Source organism: Actinomadura sp. KC06 (assembly GCF_004348735.1).
Lineage (GTDB): Bacteria > Actinomycetota > Actinomycetes > Streptosporangiales > Streptosporangiaceae > Spirillospora.
In genome coordinates, this window is sequence record NZ_SMKT01000004.1 from 107,912 (window position 1) to 125,233 (window position 17,322).

General features: G+C 70.6%; 18 protein-coding genes and 2 tRNA genes. 5 read left to right on the forward strand and 15 right to left on the reverse strand.

All coding sequences use genetic code 11. The features are described from left to right. Window positions 1-40: 40 nt before the first annotated feature. From E1287_RS02910 to E1287_RS02920, 3 genes are all read right to left on the reverse strand, one after another. Complete coding sequence (locus tag E1287_RS02910) at window positions 41-784, reverse strand: hypothetical protein (protein WP_131963219.1); 744 nt, start codon at window positions 782-784, stop codon at window positions 41-43. Between the two features lie 3 nt (window positions 785-787). Next, window positions 788-1,297, reverse strand: coding sequence for a SigE family RNA polymerase sigma factor (locus E1287_RS02915; protein WP_131963220.1), 510 nt, complete (start codon window positions 1,295-1,297; stop codon window positions 788-790). 189 nt (window positions 1,298-1,486) lie between these two features. Further along, window positions 1,487-2,446: a hypothetical protein gene (locus tag E1287_RS02920; protein ID WP_131963221.1), complete on the reverse strand. Its 960-nt coding sequence runs from the start codon at window positions 2,444-2,446 to the stop codon at window positions 1,487-1,489. 337 nt (window positions 2,447-2,783) lie between these two features. Between E1287_RS02920 and E1287_RS02925 the strand changes: the two genes are divergently transcribed. Then, complete coding sequence (locus E1287_RS02925) at window positions 2,784-3,737, forward strand: adenosine deaminase (RefSeq protein WP_243718536.1); 954 nt, start codon at window positions 2,784-2,786, stop codon at window positions 3,735-3,737. Between the two features lie 35 nt (window positions 3,738-3,772). Here E1287_RS02925 and E1287_RS02930 read toward each other — a convergent pair whose 3' ends face one another. The 8 genes from E1287_RS02930 to E1287_RS02965 all read right to left on the reverse strand — a co-directional run bounded on the left by E1287_RS02930 (window position 3,773) and on the right by E1287_RS02965 (window position 8,934). Next, window positions 3,773-4,354 carry a TMEM165/GDT1 family protein gene (locus tag E1287_RS02930; protein ID WP_207933979.1) on the reverse strand — a complete coding sequence of 194 codons (582 nt, stop codon included), beginning with the start codon at window positions 4,352-4,354 and terminating at the stop codon, window positions 3,773-3,775. Between the two features lie 261 nt (window positions 4,355-4,615). After that, complete coding sequence (locus E1287_RS02935) at window positions 4,616-5,683, reverse strand: UDP-N-acetylmuramate dehydrogenase (protein WP_131963223.1); 1,068 nt, start codon at window positions 5,681-5,683, stop codon at window positions 4,616-4,618. Window positions 5,684-5,781: 98 nt separating this feature from the next. Then, window positions 5,782-6,207 carry a MaoC family dehydratase gene (locus E1287_RS02940; protein WP_131963224.1) on the reverse strand — a complete coding sequence of 142 codons (426 nt, stop codon included), beginning with the start codon at window positions 6,205-6,207 and terminating at the stop codon, window positions 5,782-5,784. Further along, window positions 6,207-6,644 carry a MaoC family dehydratase N-terminal domain-containing protein gene (locus E1287_RS02945; RefSeq protein WP_131963225.1) on the reverse strand — a complete coding sequence of 146 codons (438 nt, stop codon included), beginning with the start codon at window positions 6,642-6,644 and terminating at the stop codon, window positions 6,207-6,209. The genes E1287_RS02940 and E1287_RS02945 overlap by 1 nt, the downstream gene beginning before the upstream one ends. A 315-nt stretch (window positions 6,645-6,959) precedes the next feature. Further along, the gene (rpmG, locus tag E1287_RS02950) at window positions 6,960-7,124 is read right to left on the reverse strand and encodes a 50S ribosomal protein L33 (protein WP_026404241.1); all 165 of its coding nucleotides are present in this window, start codon (window positions 7,122-7,124) and stop codon (window positions 6,960-6,962) included. A 121-nt stretch (window positions 7,125-7,245) separates the two neighbouring features. Beyond that, window positions 7,246-7,319, reverse strand: a tRNA-Met gene (locus E1287_RS02955). A 324-nt stretch (window positions 7,320-7,643) separates the two neighbouring features. Beyond that, window positions 7,644-7,716: transfer RNA gene (locus E1287_RS02960), tRNA-Thr, on the reverse strand. 90 nt (window positions 7,717-7,806) lie between these two features. Continuing rightward, the gene (locus tag E1287_RS02965) at window positions 7,807-8,934 is read right to left on the reverse strand and encodes an acyl-CoA dehydrogenase family protein (RefSeq protein WP_131963226.1); all 1,128 of its coding nucleotides are present in this window, start codon (window positions 8,932-8,934) and stop codon (window positions 7,807-7,809) included. Between the two features lie 89 nt (window positions 8,935-9,023). Here E1287_RS02965 and E1287_RS02970 point away from each other — a divergent pair, with 89 nt between their 5' ends. Beyond that, on the forward strand, window positions 9,024-10,055 hold the full coding sequence (locus E1287_RS02970) for a hypothetical protein (RefSeq protein WP_131963227.1): 1,032 nt from the start codon (window positions 9,024-9,026) through the stop codon (window positions 10,053-10,055). A gap of 50 nt (window positions 10,056-10,105) precedes the next feature. On the opposite strand, the gene E1287_RS02975 is transcribed toward E1287_RS02970, so the two are convergent. The 4 genes from E1287_RS02975 to E1287_RS45355 all read right to left on the reverse strand — a co-directional run bounded on the left by E1287_RS02975 (window position 10,106) and on the right by E1287_RS45355 (window position 14,301). Beyond that, entirely contained in the window at window positions 10,106-10,828 is a 723-nt protein-coding gene (locus tag E1287_RS02975) for a protein phosphatase 2C domain-containing protein (protein WP_243718528.1), read from the reverse strand. Window positions 10,829-10,984: 156 nt separating this feature from the next. Then, a complete protein-coding gene (locus E1287_RS02980) occupies window positions 10,985-12,229 on the reverse strand; it encodes a serine hydrolase domain-containing protein (RefSeq protein ID WP_207933980.1) in 1,245 nt (414 codons plus the stop codon). Between the two features lie 117 nt (window positions 12,230-12,346). Continuing rightward, window positions 12,347-13,174 (reverse strand): hypothetical protein, encoded by an 828-nt coding sequence (locus tag E1287_RS02985; protein WP_131963229.1) that lies wholly within the window; start codon window positions 13,172-13,174, stop codon window positions 12,347-12,349. After that, entirely contained in the window at window positions 13,168-14,301 is a 1,134-nt protein-coding gene (locus tag E1287_RS45355; protein ID WP_243718530.1) for a MerR family DNA-binding transcriptional regulator, read from the reverse strand. The genes E1287_RS02985 and E1287_RS45355 overlap by 7 nt, the downstream gene beginning before the upstream one ends. A gap of 510 nt (window positions 14,302-14,811) precedes the next feature. Between E1287_RS45355 and E1287_RS02995 the strand changes: the two genes are divergently transcribed. From E1287_RS02995 to E1287_RS43500, 3 genes are all read left to right on the forward strand, one after another. Further along, complete coding sequence (locus E1287_RS02995; RefSeq protein WP_243718531.1) at window positions 14,812-15,489, forward strand: class F sortase; 678 nt, start codon at window positions 14,812-14,814, stop codon at window positions 15,487-15,489. A 580-nt stretch (window positions 15,490-16,069) separates the two neighbouring features. Further along, the gene (locus E1287_RS03000) at window positions 16,070-17,113 is read left to right on the forward strand and encodes a glycosyltransferase family 2 protein (RefSeq protein ID WP_207933981.1); all 1,044 of its coding nucleotides are present in this window, start codon (window positions 16,070-16,072) and stop codon (window positions 17,111-17,113) included. 2 nt (window positions 17,114-17,115) lie between these two features. Next, window positions 17,116-17,280 (forward strand): hypothetical protein, encoded by a 165-nt coding sequence (locus tag E1287_RS43500; RefSeq protein WP_165968858.1) that lies wholly within the window; start codon window positions 17,116-17,118, stop codon window positions 17,278-17,280. Window positions 17,281-17,322: the final 42 nt, after the last annotated feature.

Below are 17,322 nucleotides of genomic sequence, written 5' to 3' on the forward strand. Positions count from 1 at the left end.
CTTCTTTATGGGCTTGATGGGCTTGCTGGCTTCGCGGGCTTCATGGGCGGACGCCTTCGGCGATGCGCATGAGGTGGCCGGTGACCGATCCGCCCGCGGACACGGTCACGCCGACGTTCGGCCCGGCCAGCCAGGAGATCTGGCGTCCGGAGCCGGGAAGGTCGCCGGTGAGCGCGGGCGTCCCGCGGACGGACGTGCGGCCGGGGATGCCCGTCGACTTCATCAGCTCCTGCGGCCCGGCGAGCCCGCCCTTCACCAGGACGATCTCCACCCAGCCGACGTCGCCCCGCCACTTGCAGGTCGTGGTCTTGCGGTGGGCGTTGCCCGTCACGGCGCAGGGCGCGGCGGCGGTGAGGCCGTCGGGAAGGTAGGTGACCCAGCTCGGCAGGTCGTGCAGCCCGCCGATGCCGGGCTTGCGCGCCCCGCCGCCCGGCCCGCCGGGCGGGTGCTCGGGGTGCCTGGTCGCTCCCGCCCCGGACCGTCCCTTTGCTGACGGGGGCCGGGAGAGGCCCGGGGCGGGCGGCCGTTCCGGCTGCTGGAACGCCGAGACAGTGCTCGTCGGACGTGTCGTCTCGGAGTTTCCGGCAGGTGTGGCCCGGAACGACTGATAGGTGGGCACCAGGGCGAGCGCGGCGACCGAGGCGGCGACCGCTCCGGCGGCCGCGTGGATCCGGGTCTTCCTGCGCCGGTGGCGGCGCTTGACGTCCGCGACGAGCGACGACGGCGCGGACGCGCCGGACACCTGCTCGGCCATGGCCTTCCGCAGTTCACTCTCCAGATCCATCGCTCATCTCCCCAGTGGCGCCAGGTTCTTGTCGAGGCGTTCCCGGAGCCTGGCCAGCCCCCGGGACGCCTGGCTCTTGACCGTTCCGACCGAACAGCCGAGCGCCTGCGCCGTCTCCGCCTCCGACAGGTCCTCCCAGAAGCGCAGGACCAGTACGGCCCGCTGCCGCGGACCGAGCTTGCGCAGCTCGTCCATGAGCGTCCCCCTCAGCTCGACGGCGTGGTTCGGCGAGACGGCCGGCGTCTCCGGAAGCCTCGCCATGTGGATCTCCCGTAGCACCTTCCAGCGGCGGGACCGGCTGATCACGAGGTTGACCAGGATCCGGCGGACGTAGGGTTCCGGATCGCTGCCCGCCTCCAGCCGGCCCCAGTGCCGGTAGGCCTTTTCCAGCGCGGTCTGCAGGATGTCCTCGGCGTCCTGCCGGGCCCCGCACATCAGTGCCGCGGTGCGCAGCAGGGCATCGCCGCGTTCCGTCACGAACTCCACGAACGACTGGTCGTCTCGACGCCCCACCTGTGCTCCGTCCCGGCTAGAGCGGATCCGGCGTACTTACCGAGAGCGGGCGGCCTCCGCGCCGGGCCGCCCGCCCGCGTCTTTCTTTTCGCGCCCGCGCACCGGCTCCCCGCGCGATCGTGCGGCCGGTGCGCTCGCGGGCCCTGACGCGGGCGGTCCGCGTCCCTCAGACCGCCCGCGTCCTTTCCTCTACTGGGCCTGGCGCAGGGCGGTGGTCACGTCCTTGAGACCACCCGCGAGGACCGGGCTGCCGTTGACGAACATCGAGTAGCCGTTCGGGTCGAACAGCAGCACGCCGCTGCCGCCCGGGCCCATCCAGCCGGCCGCCCCGTACACGGTGATCGGGGTTCCGCCCTTCGGCAGGTTCAGCGCCTGCCGGAGCTGATTCTGCGTCATTCCGGCGGGCGTCTTCAGCGTTTCGACGGTGATCCACTGGCCGGCGGTGCCGGTCCACTTCTGCGTGACGGCGCAGATGTTGTGCTTGCGCAGCTCAGCGGAGCCCGGGACGGTCGAGGCGTAGCGCAGGCCCTTGGTCAGCATGACGGCCTTCTCGACCGGGCTGCCGACCTTCACCGCGGGCGGCAGCTTGCTGCAGTCGAGCTTGGGCGCGGAGGGCAGGCCGGGCTTGCCGGGGACGCGGCCGGCCGGCGGCGCCGGGACGTTCTTGCCGAGGTCGTCGGTGGACGGCGCGCAGGTGGGCAGGTTCTTCGGCAGCGTCTTGGCGTCCGGGGCCTTGACGCCGGGGACGTCGCTCTTCGGCACGTCCGCCTTCGGCAGGGTGCTGGGCACGCCGGGGTTCGGCGCACCGGGGACGGCGGGGACGTCCGGCTTCGGCAGCTGGCCCTGCGGGAGGTCCTTGCCGACCGGGTTCTGCTTCAGGTGCTTCTCGATCTCCTTCTTGGCGGCGGCGTCGGGGAGCTTGCCGTCCGGGAGCTTCGCGCCGGGCAGGCCGGGCTTGGCCGGCAGGCAGGTCGGGGGCGTCGCGGGCAGCTTGTCCTGGACCTGGCGCTCCGCAGCGGGCGCCTTGGCGGCGGGGGGCTGCGGGGCCGCGGGGCCGGAGGCGCCGGTCATCGCCCACGTCGCGCCGCCGCCCACGGCGACGGTGCCGACGGCGGACGCCGCGATCAGTGCGGCCTTCAGCGTGATCATCGTGTATCCCTTCTGCCCGTCTTCCTTGCGGGGGTGTGCCTGTCTCTCTCTGGCGCCCCTCGTATACGCACGGTGCCGGGCAGGGGTTGCACGTGATTCCAAAGTTTTTTCAGTGATGCCCATGAGCGGGATGGCCGTGCGGTGTCATGCGAGGTAGTCCGGTGTGATGATCCTTCGGGCCGGGGGTTCCGCCGAGCTGAAGATCCGGCAACATTGGCTCATGGAGGCCCGTACCGTTTCACCCCGCTCGGAGCACCCACGCGTCGCGTGCGGCTCCACCCGTCCGGACGTGGCCCTGCTCCCGAAGGCGCACCTGCACCTGCACTTCACGGGTTCGATGCGGCATTCCACGCTGGTGGAGCTCGCCGGCGTGCACGGCGTCCACCTGCCGGACGCGCTCGTCGAAGACTGGCCGCCCCGCCTGCACGCGACCGACGAGCGCGGATGGTTCAGGTTCCAGCGCCTGTACGACATCGCGCGCTCGGTGCTGCGGACGCCCGACGACCTGCGCCGCCTGCTCCGCGAGACCGCGGAGGACGAGGCGGCCGAAGGCTCGGGCTGGCTGGAGATCCAGGTCGATCCGAGCGGCTACGCGGCGATGTTCGGCGGGCTGACCCCGACCGTCGAGCTGGTGCTGGACGCCGCGCGGGCGGCGTCGGACGCGGCGGGCGTCGGCATCGGCGTGGTGATCGCGGCGAACCGGACGCGGCACCCGCTGGACGCGAAGACGCTCGCGCGGCTGGCCGTCCGGTACGCGGGCGAGGGCGTGGTCGGGTTCGGGCTGTCCAACGACGAGCGGCGGGGACGGGCGTACGACTTCGAGGGCGCGTTCCGGATCGCGAAGCGCGGCGGGCTGCTGTCGGTGCCGCACGGCGGCGAGCTGCTCGGGCCGGCGAGCGTCCGGGAGTGCCTGGAGACGCTGCGGGCCGACCGGATCGGCCACGGCGTGCGCGCGGTCGCCGACCCGCGGCTGGTGGCGTCGATCGCCGAGCGGGGCGTGACGCTGGAGGTCTGCCCGGCGTCGAACGTGGGCCTCGGGGTGGCGGCGACGGCGACGGACGTCCCCGTCCGGGCGCTGTACGAGGCGGGCGCGCCGATCGCGCTGGGCGCGGACGATCCGCTGCTGTTCGGGTCGCGGCTCGCCCGCCAGTACGACCTCGTCCGCACCGAGCATGGTTTCTCCGACGCCGAGCTGGCGGACCTGGCCCGCCAGTCGATCCGGGCCTCGGCGGCGCCCGACGACGTCCGGCGCCGGCTGCTGGCCGGAGTCGACGCCTGGCTCACCGGCTGATCCGGCGGACTCACCGGCTGATCCGGCGGCCCCCTTCACGCGGTGGCGCCTTCGACGAGCAGGAGGACGCCGAAGATCGCGAACCCGGCGGCGGCGCCGTACTTGATGACCCGCTCGGGGAGCTTCCTGCCGAGGATCTGGCCGATCACGATGGCGAGCGCGTCCGCGGCGACCATCCCGATCGTCGAACCGGCCCACACGCCGGTCAGCGCGAGGAGCCCGCCGTTGTCGGCGGCGAGGGTGACGGTGGCGAGCATCGTCTTGTCGCCCAGTTCGGCGAGGAAGAACGCCCCGCCGACGGCCAGGATCGCCGAACCGGTGGCGCGGCGGGCCTTGTCGCGTTCGGTGTCGTCGAGTTCGTCGCCGCGCAGCGTCCACAGCGCGAAGCCGAGGAACGCGAGACCGGCGAGGATCGAGATCGGGCCGGTCGGGAGCGCGGCCCCCAGCGCGGCGCCGAGCGCGACGCTCGCCAGGTGGACGATCGCGGTCGCGGCCGTGATGCCGATCAGCACCGGGAGCGCCCGGAAGCGGGTGGCGAAGGTCATGGCCATGAGCTGGCTCTTGTCGCCCAGTTCGGCAACGAAGATCACGGCCATGCTGATGAGGAAGGCGGACACCGGTTCCCTCTCGCTCGGATGCCGAGCGGAGGGCGGGAGCTTCGGGAGCAGCGGCCTCGGCCCGGCATGACTGCCAGGCCGAAGGTCTCGTCCGCCCGGATCAGAACCGGGCCCGCGTGACCGGGCGCCACAGGCGGCGCCAGTATGTCGATCACGCGATTGGGACTACTCCCCCTCGACGTCTCGACCCTACCAAGCCCTGGTCAGGGGCCCAATGTTCGTCATGTCACACCTGTCGAGCCGGGCGGGTCAGACAGCGGGTCAGAGGGTCACGCCGATCAGGACGGGCTCGTTCACCAGCTCGACGCCGAACGCGGCGCGAACGCCGTCGCGGACCTCGCGGGCGAGGGCGAGCAGGTCGGCCGTGCCTGCGCCGCCGGGGTTGGTGAGGGCCAGGGTGTGCTTGGTGGAGATCCGCGCCGGTCCGAGGGCATGGCCCTTGGCGAAGCCGGCGCGGTCGATGAGCCAGGCGGCGGACGTCTTGATCCGGCCGCCGGTCTCCGGGTAGCGGGGGAACGTCACGTCCGGACCGAGGCGTTCGGCGACGCGGCGTTCCAGGTCGGTGAGCTGGCCGGGGTCCAGGATCGGGTTGGTGAAGAACGATCCGGCGCTGCGCGTGTCGGGGTCGGCGGCGTCCAGGACCATGCCCTTGCCGCGGCGCAGTTCGAGGACGGCGTCGCGCGCCTCTTTCAGCGTCACCCTGTCCCCGGGCTGGACGCCGAGCCTTTTCGCCAGTTCCGCGTAGGCGATCGGCTGCGACTCCTCGGACTCGTGCAGCGCGTACGTCACGTCCAGGATGACGTACCGGTCGTGACCCTTGAACGCGCTGTGCCGGTAGGTGAACCGGCAGGCGTCGCGGTCGAGGGTGACGTGGGCGCGGGCGTGTCGGTCGTAGGCGCGGACTTCGACGACCGTTTCGCTGACGTCCTGGCCGTAGGCGCCGACGTTCTGGATCGGGGTCGCGCCGACGCGTCCGGGGATGCCGGACAGGCATTCGACGCCTGCGAGGCCGTCGGCGACGCAGCGGGCGACGAACGGGTCCCAGTCCTCGCCCGCCTGGACGCGGACGAGGACCCTGTCGCCGTCTGCGGCGACGCGTTCGGCGCCGCGGGTTCCGACGTGCACGACGGTGCCGGGGAAGCCCGCGTCGGACACGACCAGGTTGCTGCCGCCGCCGAGCACGAGGACGGGTTCGCCCGCGTCGTCGGCCGTGCGGATCGCGGCGACGAGCTCCGCCTCGGTCGTCGCCTCGACGAACCGCCGGGCGGGACCGCCCAGCCGCAGCGTGGTGTATCCGGCCAGGTTCACCTCTTCAGCGAACACCGCCACGTCGACTTTCCCTTCCCCGTACCTGCGTCGCTCGTCCTCGCGCGGCCGGCTCGGCCTGGCGTGCGACCGCGCCGCGTGCGGCCGCCCAGCCTTGGCGGTCAGGCGAGCTTGACGACCGCCTTCGCACGCGTGAGGACCTTCTGGCCGTCCGACCTGGCGGTGAGCGCCACGACGACCTTGTTGCCGTCGAGCTTCTCCTCCACCTTGCCGCTGATCTCCAGCGTCGCGCCGCCCTCGTCGGGGACGACGACCGGAGAGGAGAACCGTACCCCGTAGTCGACGACGGAGCCCGGGTCGCCGGTCCAGTCGGTGACGAACCGGCCGCCCTGCGCCATCGTGTACATGCCGTGCGCGATCACGTCCGGGAGCCCGACGGCCTTCGCGACGGACTCGCGCCAGTGGATCGGGTTGAAGTCGCCGGACGCGCCCGCGTACATGACCAGATCGGCGCGGTCGATGGCGTACGTGCGTGCGGGGATCTCGGTGCCGACCTCGACGTCGGCGTACTTCACGGTGGCGGTCATCAGGCCCCTCGCTCCACGATCGTGTTGTACGACTTGCAGATCATCTCGCCCTCGACGGTCTTGACGTCGGTCTCGACGGCGATCTTCTCGTTGCTGCCGATCGACTTGATCTCGGTGATCGTGGTGGTGCAGGTGACGACGTCGCCGGCGCGGAGCGGGCGGACGTACTCGAACCGCTGCTCGCCGTGGACGACCATCGCGTAGTTGAGCCCGAGGTCGGGGTCGGCGAGGGCGTTGCCGCCGAAGGAGACGACGATCGGGAAGGTGGGCGGCGCGATGACGTCGGGGTGTCCGGCCGCCTTGGCGGCCTCCTGGTCGCGGTAGATCGGGTTGTGGTCGCCGATGGCGTCCGCGAACTCGCGGATCTTCACCCGGCTCACCTCGTACGGTTCGCTGGGCGGGAAGGTCCGCCCGATGAAATCACGGTTCAGTGCCATGCAGTGCCGTCCCTCCAGGTCGACCGGGGCTTCGGACGGACGTTAACAGAACGACGTTCAGCCCGCCCTCGCGGGTCTCACTGGCGAGGACGGGCTGATCAGGGTCGGGGCAAGCATGCGAAGAAGCTGCTGCTTCGCGGGTGTCGAAACCCGCTCAACCGTCGGGATTCCCCGGTGCGGACGGTGGGCGGTGGGCGGCGGCCTGGTGGGGCGCCGCGCCTCTCGTCCGGGCTGCGGGCGGGTCGGCCGGTGCGGGCGGACGGACGGTGGCCGGGCGGGCGTCTCTATAGGCGGCCGCGGCTCCGTCCGGCTCGGCTAGCGGGTCTCCCGGTGCGGACGGTGGGTCCGGCAGTTGGGGCAGTACTTCTTGATCTCGAGGCGGTCCGGGTCGTTGCGCCGGTTCTTCCGCGTGATGTAGTTGCGGTGCTTGCACTCCTGGCAGGCCAGCGTGATCTTCGGCCGGACGTCGGTGGCAGCCACGATGGAGTGCCTTTCTGAGCTGGGGACAAGGAACGTTCGGACGTCGGTCGCCCAGGACGGGCGGCCGGCGGTTGGACCCAGGCCCGCCCACCTCCGGTGGGGAGGTGAGAGACATGGGTAGTAGCGAGGGCCGGACTTGAACCGGCGACACAGCGATTATGAGCCGCTTGCTCTGCCTGACTGAGCTACCCCGCCGCGATGGTCGGTGTGGACCGGAATGCAAGGATACCGGATGCCCACCGAACCCCGGAAACACGAAAACCCGGTCGATGATCGGGAATCGGTTTCGAGGGCTCCCCCCGGACCGTGTCCCAGGTTACCGGGTGTGCCGATGACCTGCGAAACGTCGGACTGGAACCGGTGGGACGGTACCACAGGCCCCTGTATGGAGCGAATCCGGGCCAGTCGGGCTGACGGAACGGCCGGTCCTTCGGAGGAAGGCGGGGCTCGAGAAGGCCGGGGAAGGTCCGGGGACGACGAAGGCCGCCGTCCTGGTCGGATGGCGGCCGGAATGCCGTGAGCCCCTTTACGGAATCGAACCGTAGACCTTCTCCTTACCATGGAGACGCTCTGCCGACTGAGCTAAAGGGGCCTGCGCCGTTCGCGCAGTGAAACCATACACGGCCTGAGCTGATGGTGCGAACCGGTTTGCGCCTCGTCCGGACGGCGCCGTCCGCGCTGATCAGCGGAGCAGGTCGCGGGCGATGACGAGCTGCTGGATCTGGCTCGTCCCCTCGTAGATGCGGAAGAGCCGGACGTCGCGGTAGAAGCGTTCGACGGCGACGCCGCGCATGTACCCCATGCCGCCGTAGACCTGGACGGCGCGGTCGGCGACGCGTCCGGCCATCTCGGAGCAGAAGTACTTGGCGCAGGACGGTCCGAGCTTGGCGTCCTCTCTGGCGTCGTAGGCGCGGGCGGCTTCGAGCACCATGGAGCGTCCGGCGTACAGCTCGGTCTGCGAATCGGCGATGAGCCCTTGGACGAGCTGATATTCGCCGATCGTCCGTCCGCCTTGGGTGCGTTCCTTGGCGTAGGCGACCGTCTCGTCCAGGATTCTCTGGGCGAGCCCCACGCAGACGGCGGCGATGCTGATTCGTCCGTGGGCGAGGGACGTCATGGCGGTGCGGAACCCGGTTCCTTCCGTCCCGACCATGTTGTGGGCCGGGACGCGCACGCCGTCGAAGAAGACCTCAGCCGTGTGTGCGCCGCGCTGACCCATCTTCTGGTCGGACGGGCCGACGGTCAGTCCGTCCGTGCCCTTCTCTATGAGGAACGTGGAGATGCCTCGGGAACCGGCGCCGCCCGTCCTGGCGAAGACCATGAAGACGTCGGCTTCGGGGGCGTTGGTGATGAACCGCTTGGCGCCGTTGACGACGTAGTCGTCCCCGTCGCGCGTCGCCGTCGTGGTGAGCGTGCTGGGGTCGGAGCCCGCCTCGGCCTCCGTGAGCGCGAAGGCCCCGATGACCTGGCCGGACGCGAGCTTGGGCAGCCATTCGTCCTTCTGCGCTTCGGTGCCGGCGTTGACGAGGACCTGCCCGGCGATGCCGTTGCTGGTGCCGAACATGGAGCGGAACGCGGGGCTGGCGTAGCCGAGCTCGAAGACGAGCCGGACCTCCTCGCTCACCGAGAGCCCGAGCCCGCCGTACCGTTCCGGGAGCGCGTAGCCGAACAGGCCCATGTCCCTGGACGCGTCGCGCAGCGGCTCCGGGATCGCGTCGGTCTCCTCGATCTCGTCCTCGCGCGGGATCACCTGCTCGCGGACGAACTCGCGGACGACCCCGAGCACCTGGGCGAACTCCTGTGGCTGCATGGGCTCGATTCTAGAATCAGATTCCAGGATGTAAGGGCTCGCGGCCCCGATTCACCGCCCCCTTGTCCGCTGTGCCAGGGTGATCAAGCATGGCTCTCCATCAGCTCGCAGACCAGATCGTCCGGGCGGCGGTCGCCGAGGACAGGTCCTTCGGCGACCTGCTGCCCCAGCTCATGGAGGCGACCCAGACCGCCTCCCCCGCCGAGATGAACGCCGCGATGCCGCGCATGGCCGACGGCATCGCGCAGGCCCCGCCGAACCTCGGCGGCTGGCTCGCCATCGTCACCGGCGCCTGGATCGAGAACGGCGCCGACGCCGGATCGCCCGCCGGGCGGGCCGTCGTCGATCGGATCACCGAGGTCACCTCCGGAGCGCTGGCGTTCGCCAACGCCTGGGAGGAGGCCACCGGCGGCAAGCCGCCCGACATGCAGGACGAGCAGCCGTCCCAGCAGGCCGTCGACACGGTCGCGCCGAAGCTCGGGGAGGGCGCGGTCGCCGCGATGATGGCGTGGTTCGCGCTGCCGCAGTTCGCGATGGCGGGGTGCACGGTGCTGCAGAACTCGTCGTCCGTCCGTGCGGGGCTGGCCGACCGCGACTTCCGCGCGCTGACGGCGGGGCAGGCCGTCCAGTACCTCGGGCAGATGGACCACTACCACGCGCTGCTGCGCGTCCTGGACGGTGAGCGGCTCCTCGTCCTGGACCGTGCCAGCCGCAAGGGCTGGACGGTTGCCATCGGCGGCATCGGGGACAACTTCCAGCTGCACGTCCTGCTCGCCGGCGCCCTCATCGGACGCCCGGACGGCCTGACCGGGAACCGTCCCGCCCCCGAGATCCTCGCCTGCTTCCTGAACGCCGACGTCCCGCCCGGGCCGCCCGTCGTCTCCAGCCCGTGGAACCTCGTCGACGCGCATGGCGAATGGATCTGGAACGAGGGCGTGCCGGCCGACATCCCGGTCGTGAACGGCACCCGCGTGGTCGTCCTCGACCCGCCGTCCTACGAGCGGACGTTCCCGGCCGGACGCCGCTTCCCGATGATGCCCGCCACCATTCGCGTGGAAGCCGCCCATCAGCCCGAAGACCTCGGCAACTGGTGGCCCCACATCCCACCGTCAAAACGCTGAGCGCTGGGGGCCGGGGGGCGTGGGCGGGGTGGCGGTCGGCGGTCGGGCGGCTAGAAGCGGACCAGGACCGCGGTGGCGTCGTCGTATCGCTTTCCTCGGGGGCCGTCCGCCGACGCCTCCGCTTCCCTGGTCCTCCTGACCAGTTCGCGCGGGCCTTCCTCGTCCAGGAGGCGGAGCAGGTCGTCCCATCCCATCTGCCCGAAACGCTCCACCAGCCTGGACGCGCCGTCGCTCAGCACCGCCGCCCGCCTCAGCCCCTCCATCGGCACCTCGCCGGTCAGCCCCTCGTACGCGGCCTCCGGCTTCGTGCTGGCCACCCAGAATCCGCCCGGGCTGTTGCGGGACTTCCGGACGCCTTCGAGCGTGTAGCTCGGCAGATGATCGACGCGGTCGTCCCGGAAGACGCGGATCTCGCCGACGTCCATCACGATCGGCGAATCGGCCAGGACGAACCACTCCACCGCGTCGCCGCTGCGCCGCAGCAGCGACACCGTCGCGGACGGGCTGTCCGGATTCTGCAGATCGCACGTCCTCGTGTGCGCCTCACCCGTCACCTTGATCGCCTCGGCCACCAGGTCCGGCAGCGGCTTGCCGTCCTCCAGGGCCAGCAGCGCCGCGATCCGTCCGCCCAGCCTGCGCACCAGCCACGCCGGGTCGTGCTCGCATCCGCTGTCCACCCCCGCGGGCGCCGTCGCCCCGTCCAGCAGCACGACCCACCCCGGGCCCGCCGCGACGAAGTCCTCGTTCTCCCGTCCCGGAGTCGCCTCACTCACATAACTCACCTGCACAGATGCAGGTCTACCCCGTGAACCGGTCCAACGGGGACAGGTAGACCAAACCCTCACCCCGCGTCCCGCCGGCCTGCCCTCTTCCGGTATTGACCTGGACCGCACCCATGGTGGCGTGGGTTTTCGTTGCACCGAGGAGGGTCAGGACGTTCCCAGGACGGCCTTTCTCTCCTCGGCGATGATGGATCCGACATCGAGGTCGTAGTTGCAGAGAATGACGCCGATCCAGCCGCTGTCGCGATAGATCGTCCAGTTGGTGTTGCCGCCGGCGATTCCGCCGCCGTGCCCGACGAGCCGCTGGTCGCGGGCGATGCTGGCGACCGGGCCGTACGCCGCGAATCCGGCCGTCGCGGCGTCGGAATCGTCCCGTGGCTTTCTCGGGAACTTCGGGCCCATGAAGAGTTCGGTGTAGGCGCGTCCGGCGAGCTTGCCGCTTTCCAACGCGAACGAGAACCTGACCAGGTCGGACGCGGTCGAGAAGGCGCCGCCACCACCTGATCCGATGAAGGCGCGGGCGGCGTTGCTGCCATTCCCGCCATTCAGGACCGCTCCCGCGTCCAGATTCCGGACGCCGTCGATCCGCGATCCGTCGGTCTGGTAGATGTAGGGGTGGGCGATCCGCTTGTTGGTCAGCCAGTCCGGGCGGGTGTAGTACGCGGTGCTGGTCATTTTCGCCGGAGCGAAAATGTTGTCGGCGACGTATTTGTGGAACGACTTCTCTTCCGACACCGTCGCGACGAGTTCCCCGAGGATGGAGAAACCGACACTGCTGTAGGAGTGCTGGGTTCCCGGGGTGAACATCGGCTTCGCCTTCCGGTGCCCTTCGCTGCGAAGCCGCATCTCCTCTTCGACGCTGTTCGTGACGCGGTTGTCGCCCTCACCGGGAAGGATGTGGTTCACCAACCCCGAAGTGTGGGTGAGCAACTGGTGGACGGTGACGTGCTTGGCGACCTCGTCCGGGTAGCCGTCCAGGTAGGAGCCCAATGGCTCGTGGAGCCTGATCCTGCCTTTCCGCACGAGCTGGACCACCGCCAGGCCGGTGAACGTCTTGGCCGTCGAAGCGAGGTTGTAGATGGTGTCGGCGCGATTGGGAATCGACCGTTCCTTGTCGGCCATGCCATAGGCCCTGGCCAATACGGGACGGCCGCGGTAGGCGACCAGGATCGTCCCGGAGAACTCGTCCCGCTCGGCGAGTCGCTTCAGGAACCGGTCGTAGGCGCCGCCTGGCCGCGGCCCACCACGAGGAGTTCCCGTGGCCGCTTCCGCGATTTCCGGGGACGACGCCAGCGCGCCGCCCGTGGCGAGGGGTAAGGCGCCCAGGAGTCCGAGGGCGAAACGCCGTGAGGGCTGCGAATCGGTTGACGGCCGGTGTCGGGCCATGCGCATGCCTCTTCTTCCATTCGGGGATGGAACAACAACGTTCCAGGCAACACACCGGCAGGTTTCTTCACCGTTTCGTGGGTGGCGCCGCGCCGCCGGGCTTCGACGACCCGTCCGGCGTTATCAGGCCCGAGTACCAGGGAGGACATCAACCAGCGGGGCCGGGTCGTCGGCGAAGAACCGGACCGTCCGCACCGTGGCCCGTCCGCCCAGAGGACGGACGACCTCGATCGGTTCGCTCAGTTCCACGACCACATTCGTCTGCGCCGACACCGCTACCGACAGCCGCTCGTCCTTCACCTTGACCATGCCGCTCTCGTTGAAATTCCGCGCGAGCCGCACCGACGAGATCAGGCCCCGTGGAACGCGCAGGTCAAAGAAGGCCCCGTACCGGACGCGCAGTTCGTCGTCCGACAGCACATGCGGCCGGGTCACGCACGCCGCGATGATCGCCACCACGACAAGGATCGAGTACAGGTCGACCACGAGGACCACGGAACGCAGCCCCTCGTCCGCGCCGATTCCCCGCAACAGCACTTCGGCCACGACGGCCTCCACGACCATTGCGAACAGAAACGCCAACTGGAAAGAGAGCTGACCGCCCGAATAGGGCAGGCCCACCGCGCTCGGCGGTACCCCGTGCCGGCGACGCACCACCAGCAGCGCGACGCTGACCAGGCCTTTCAGGTCGAACGCCATGATCCTGCGGACCCGCTCCGGAACCAGCCGGTCGACGCTCCGGAGGGCGGCCCACCACCCGGCGCCGTCCCGCCGCCGCTCCCGCACCAGCAGGCAGGCGGCGGCGACCTCCAGAACGATCACCGCCGCGACCACGACCTCCCCAGCCAGCACGGCAACACGGGGCAACGGCACGCCCGCCACGAGCAGCACCGCGAGAACCACCTCAGCCGGCACCACCCCGTACAGCGCGACCCGCGCAACGCTCAGCACGCTCCGTCCCGCAACATCTCCCCGCCGCGCAGCACTTCCCCGTCACGCAGCCCTTTCCCAGCGCGCAACGCCTCCCCGTCGGGCAGCGTCTCGCCGTCAGGCAGCGCCTCCCCCTCGCGCAGCGCCTCCCGGTCAGTCCGCACCTCGCTGTCGCGCAGCGCCTCGCTGTCGGGCAGCGTCTTCCTGTCGGGCAGCGCCTCCCCCTCGCGCAACGCCTCCCCCTCGCGCAGCGCCTTCCCGTCGCGCAACGCCTCCCGGTTAGGTCGCACCTCGCTGTCGGGCAGTGCCTTCCCGTCGGGCAGCGGCTCCCCATCGGGCAGCGCCTCGCTGTCAAGCAGCGTCTTCCCGTCGCGCAGCGCCTTTCCGTCGGGCAGCGCCTCCTGGTCAGGTCGCACCTCGCTGTTGAGCAGCGCCTTCCTGTACTGCAGCGTCTTCAGGGTCAGACGGAAGACCTCGGCTTGTGCGGCGGACATCTCGTCCAGCCATTCGCCGTCCATGCCCTTCGCGACCATGAGGTCTGCCAGTTCGTCCGGCAGAAGGGCCACGACTTCTTCGGCGATTCCGGGAATCCTGGGGTCCTCCGTCGTCGCTTCGGCGATCTCGTCCAACCGCGTGTAGATCCGCTCTGCCCGCGCCGGCGCTCCCGGCTCGGTGAGCGGCCGCAGCATCGCCGTGAAGCCGGGGCCCGCCGCGGTCTCGACGAGCGCCAGCATCCCTCGGTCGGCGTCGGCGAACCGCGAGCCGTTCGGCAGGCCGCGCAGGACGTCCGACATCTCCGGCGAAACCGCCGAGTCGGCGCCCAGCTCCACGTCCGCGAGCAACGCCGCGAGCCGCGCCCTGCGCGCCTCGATCGCCTCCTGCTGCCTGGCCAGGTCCGCGTCTAGCTCGGCCAGCACCTCGCGCAGTTCCCGTCCCCGCTCGTCGGCGAGGACGTCTTTGATCTCGTACAGCGCGAGTCCCAGCTCCGCCAGCCTCCGTACCCGAGCGAGCACCACGGCGTCCCGGAGCCGGTATTCCCGGTACCCGTTCGCCAGCCGTTCGGGCTCGGGTAGCAAGCCGAGGTGGTGGTAATGCCGCACAGTCCGGGTTGACACCCCGACCAGCGCGGCCAGTTCGCCGATCCGCATGCCCCCATGACACACGTTGACGCGACGTGAAGGTCAAGGCGCGGGACGTCGCCCGCGCCTGGCCCACCGCGTGACGGCGTTTCGGACACGGGTTGTGGACCACTGAACATGGCAATGGCCTGCGAGAACCGATTTTCGGGCAGGCATGACGGCCGCTTCCGGTCAGCAATCTTTGTAGCCGGATCGGGAGGCCGGTCCGTCGTCGCCGCTTGGCGGCCGGTCCCTGCCCGATCATGCCCGTTCCTTGGCCGTGGTCACGTTTCTGCAGGTCAGACGCCATATTTGGCGATGAAGAGCCGCGACTTGGTCCCGGCGGACGAGGAGAAGCGTCCGTAGAGGAGGAGGCCATTATCGCTTGATCATGACCGGCTCACCTCACTCGTCATATGCCGTTCATCTGCGGCTTTACTCCCGACCAGGGGCAAATCTTCACATAAGCCAATACGGTTCGACCTGCGTCACGATCCGTGGCGCCATCCCAGTGGACGAGCGGGGGGAGGAGTGCGTCCCGTGGTGAATCGTGGTCGGCGTCCGCGCATCCTCGCGGCCGTTGCCGTCGGGTTGTCCGGCCTGGTCGTGACGGCTTTTCTGATCGTCCAGGCGTTCCGGGAACGTCCTGCCACCGCGGCTCCGCCCATGCCCGCCCCTGGCGCGTCCACCCCATCCGAGGGCGCCGTGCCCGCCGGGCCCGGGATCGCGACGCCCCTGGCACTGCCACCTTCGGTGCCGCTGCGTCTCGACGTGCCGCGGATCGGCGTCCGGACACCGCTGATGAAGCTGGCCAAGAACCCGGACCAGACCGTCGAGACGCCGCCGCTCCGCCGCGCCCACGAAGCGGGCTGGTACCGCCTCGGCGCCGCGCCCGGCAGCCAGGGCTCGGCCGTGATCATCGGGCATGTGGACACGGCCACCGGCCCGGCGGTCTTCCACCGGCTGGGCAACCTCCGCCCCGGCGATCGCGTGAACGTCCAGCGCGCCGACGGCCGCACCGCCGTGTTCCGGATCGACTCGGTCGAACATGTGGGCAAGAACCGGTTCCCCACCCAGCGGGTCTACGGCGATCCCGGCTACGCGGCGATCCGGTTGATCACCTGCGGCGGACGCTTCGACCGGGGCAGCGGCCACTACACCGACAACATCATCGCCTTTGGTCGTCTGTTGCGGGTCGGCGGCGAGGAGGCCCGCTGACGTGCGCCACGACTTCGACCAGGACGCGACCGTCCCGCGTCCGCCCACCGGCCACCAGCCCGGACGTCATCGGCTCGACCGTTCCGCACGTCCAAGGCCAGGGCACTTGACGTCCTCGGCGGTGTGGGGACCTGGCGCCTCACCGACCGTCACCGTCCCCGACAGGTCGGCACCGCGCTACCGCCCGCCCGCACCACCGCGTCCGGTCACCGGCCCACGCCCGGCCGCCCCCGGCCGTCCGGCAACACCGACGCATCCCGCTGCAGCTCCACGTCCGGCCACAGCGCCACGCCCGGTCACTCCACAAGGCCCGGTTGCATCCCCGCGTCCGGCCACTCCACAAGACCCGGTCGCATCCCCACGTCCATCCGCATCCCCAGGTCAGGTCACGGGCACACGCCCGGCCACAATGCCGCGTCCGGTCACGTCGCCACGTCGCGGCACGGCGCTCCGTCCACCCGTCCCCCCTCGTCGGACGGTCGGCACGCCGGCACCGGCCCGCCCGCTCCCGGAGCGCGCTCCCGCGCGGGCCCGCCGCCGGGGCGGCAAGCGCGAACTGCCTCCCATCCAGGCGGACGCGATGCGGGTGACGGTCCTGATCCCCGCCCACAACGAGGCGAAGCAGATCACCGAGACGATCGCCTCGCTGCGCAGGCAGGAACGTCCCCCGGACCACATCGTGGTGATCGCGGACAACTGCTCCGACGCCACCGCCGCGTTGGCGCAGCTCTGCGGCGTCGAGATCGTCGGCACGCGCGGGAACGAGCACAAGAAGGCGGGCGCGCTGAACCAGGTCCTCGACCGGCTGCTCCCGATCTTCGGCCCGGACGACGCGATCATGGTGATGGACGCCGACTCGGCGCTCGACCCGGGATTCATCCGGCACGGCGTCGACTTCCTCGCCTCCGGCCACTACGCCGCCGTCGGCGGCACGTTCACCGGCAAGCCGGGCGGCGGCGCCGTCGGGATGTTCCAGCGCAACGAATATGCCCGCTACGCCCGGGACGTCCGCAGGCTCCAGGGCAAGGCGCTCGTCCTGACCGGTACGGCCACCATCTTCCGCGCCGCCACCCTCCAAGAGGTGGTCGCCGCCCGCCGCGAACTCCGCCTCCCCGGCCTCCCTCACGTCTACGACGTGCGCGTCCTGACAGAGGACAACGAGCTCACCCTGGCCATCCTGCATCTCGGCTTCCGCATCCTGTGCCCCAAGGAATGCACGCTCACGACCGAGGTGATGCCGACCTGGCGAGAACTGGCCCAGCAGCGGTTGCGCTGGAAGCGCGGCGCCCTGGAGAACCTCATCGACTACGGATGGACGCCGATCACCCGCCCCTACTGGGGCAGGCAGCTCCTCTCCCTGGTCGGCATCCTGGTGATCACCGCTTACCTCTCCTCGCTCGTCTACTCGGCCATCTGGCTCGGCGGCATCCAGATCAGCCCGCTCTGGGGCGCCGTCACCGTCATCTTCATGGTCGAGCGGGTGGTCACCGTCCGGCAGCGCGGCCCCGTCCAGATGGCCCTCGCCGGCACCATCGTCGTCGAAATGATCTTCGACGTCTTCCTCCAGATCGTCCAGGCCCGTGCTTTCTGGCAGGCCGCCTGGCGCAAAGAAAGGAAATGGTAGGCATGTACAACTCTCCCCCCATCGGCGGCGTCGCCGCCGGCTTCGGCGGCGCCGCGGCCGCCTCACCCTGGCTCGGCCTCCAGGCCCTCTGGATCGGCCTGGCCCTGTTCACCCTCGTCTCCGCCGCCCTGGCCGTAAAGCGCATCCTCCCCGCCCGCAAGGGCTGACCCCTCCAGAAGGCCGGGGCCCACACCACCCCGGCCTTCCCC

Bases quoted from the DNA above. Each gene is read 5' to 3' on its own strand.
- E1287_RS02910 (WP_131963219.1), bottom strand. From the start codon at position 784: ATGGATCTGGAGAGTGAACTGCGGAAGGCCATGGCCGAGCAGGTGTCC.
- E1287_RS02945 (WP_131963225.1), bottom strand. From the start codon at position 6,644: ATGGCACTGAACCGTGATTTCATCGGGCGGACCTTCCCGCCCAGCGAA.
- E1287_RS02965 (WP_131963226.1), bottom strand. From the start codon at position 8,934: ATGCAGCCACAGGAGTTCGCCCAGGTGCTCGGGGTCGTCCGCGAGTTC.
- E1287_RS02980 (WP_207933980.1), bottom strand. From the start codon at position 12,229: ATGCGCATGGCCCGACACCGGCCGTCAACCGATTCGCAGCCCTCACGG.
- E1287_RS02940 (WP_131963224.1), bottom strand. From the start codon at position 6,207: ATGACCGCCACCGTGAAGTACGCCGACGTCGAGGTCGGCACCGAGATC.
- E1287_RS02970 (WP_131963227.1), top strand. From the start codon at position 9,024: ATGGCTCTCCATCAGCTCGCAGACCAGATCGTCCGGGCGGCGGTCGCC.
- E1287_RS45355 (WP_243718530.1), bottom strand. From the start codon at position 14,301: ATGCGGATCGGCGAACTGGCCGCGCTGGTCGGGGTGTCAACCCGGACT.
- E1287_RS03000 (WP_207933981.1), top strand. From the start codon at position 16,070: ATGCGGGTGACGGTCCTGATCCCCGCCCACAACGAGGCGAAGCAGATC.
- E1287_RS02925 (WP_243718536.1), top strand. From the start codon at position 2,784: ATGCGGCATTCCACGCTGGTGGAGCTCGCCGGCGTGCACGGCGTCCAC.
- E1287_RS43500 (WP_165968858.1), top strand. From the start codon at position 17,116: ATGTACAACTCTCCCCCCATCGGCGGCGTCGCCGCCGGCTTCGGCGGC.
- E1287_RS02920 (WP_131963221.1), bottom strand. From the start codon at position 2,446: ATGATCACGCTGAAGGCCGCACTGATCGCGGCGTCCGCCGTCGGCACC.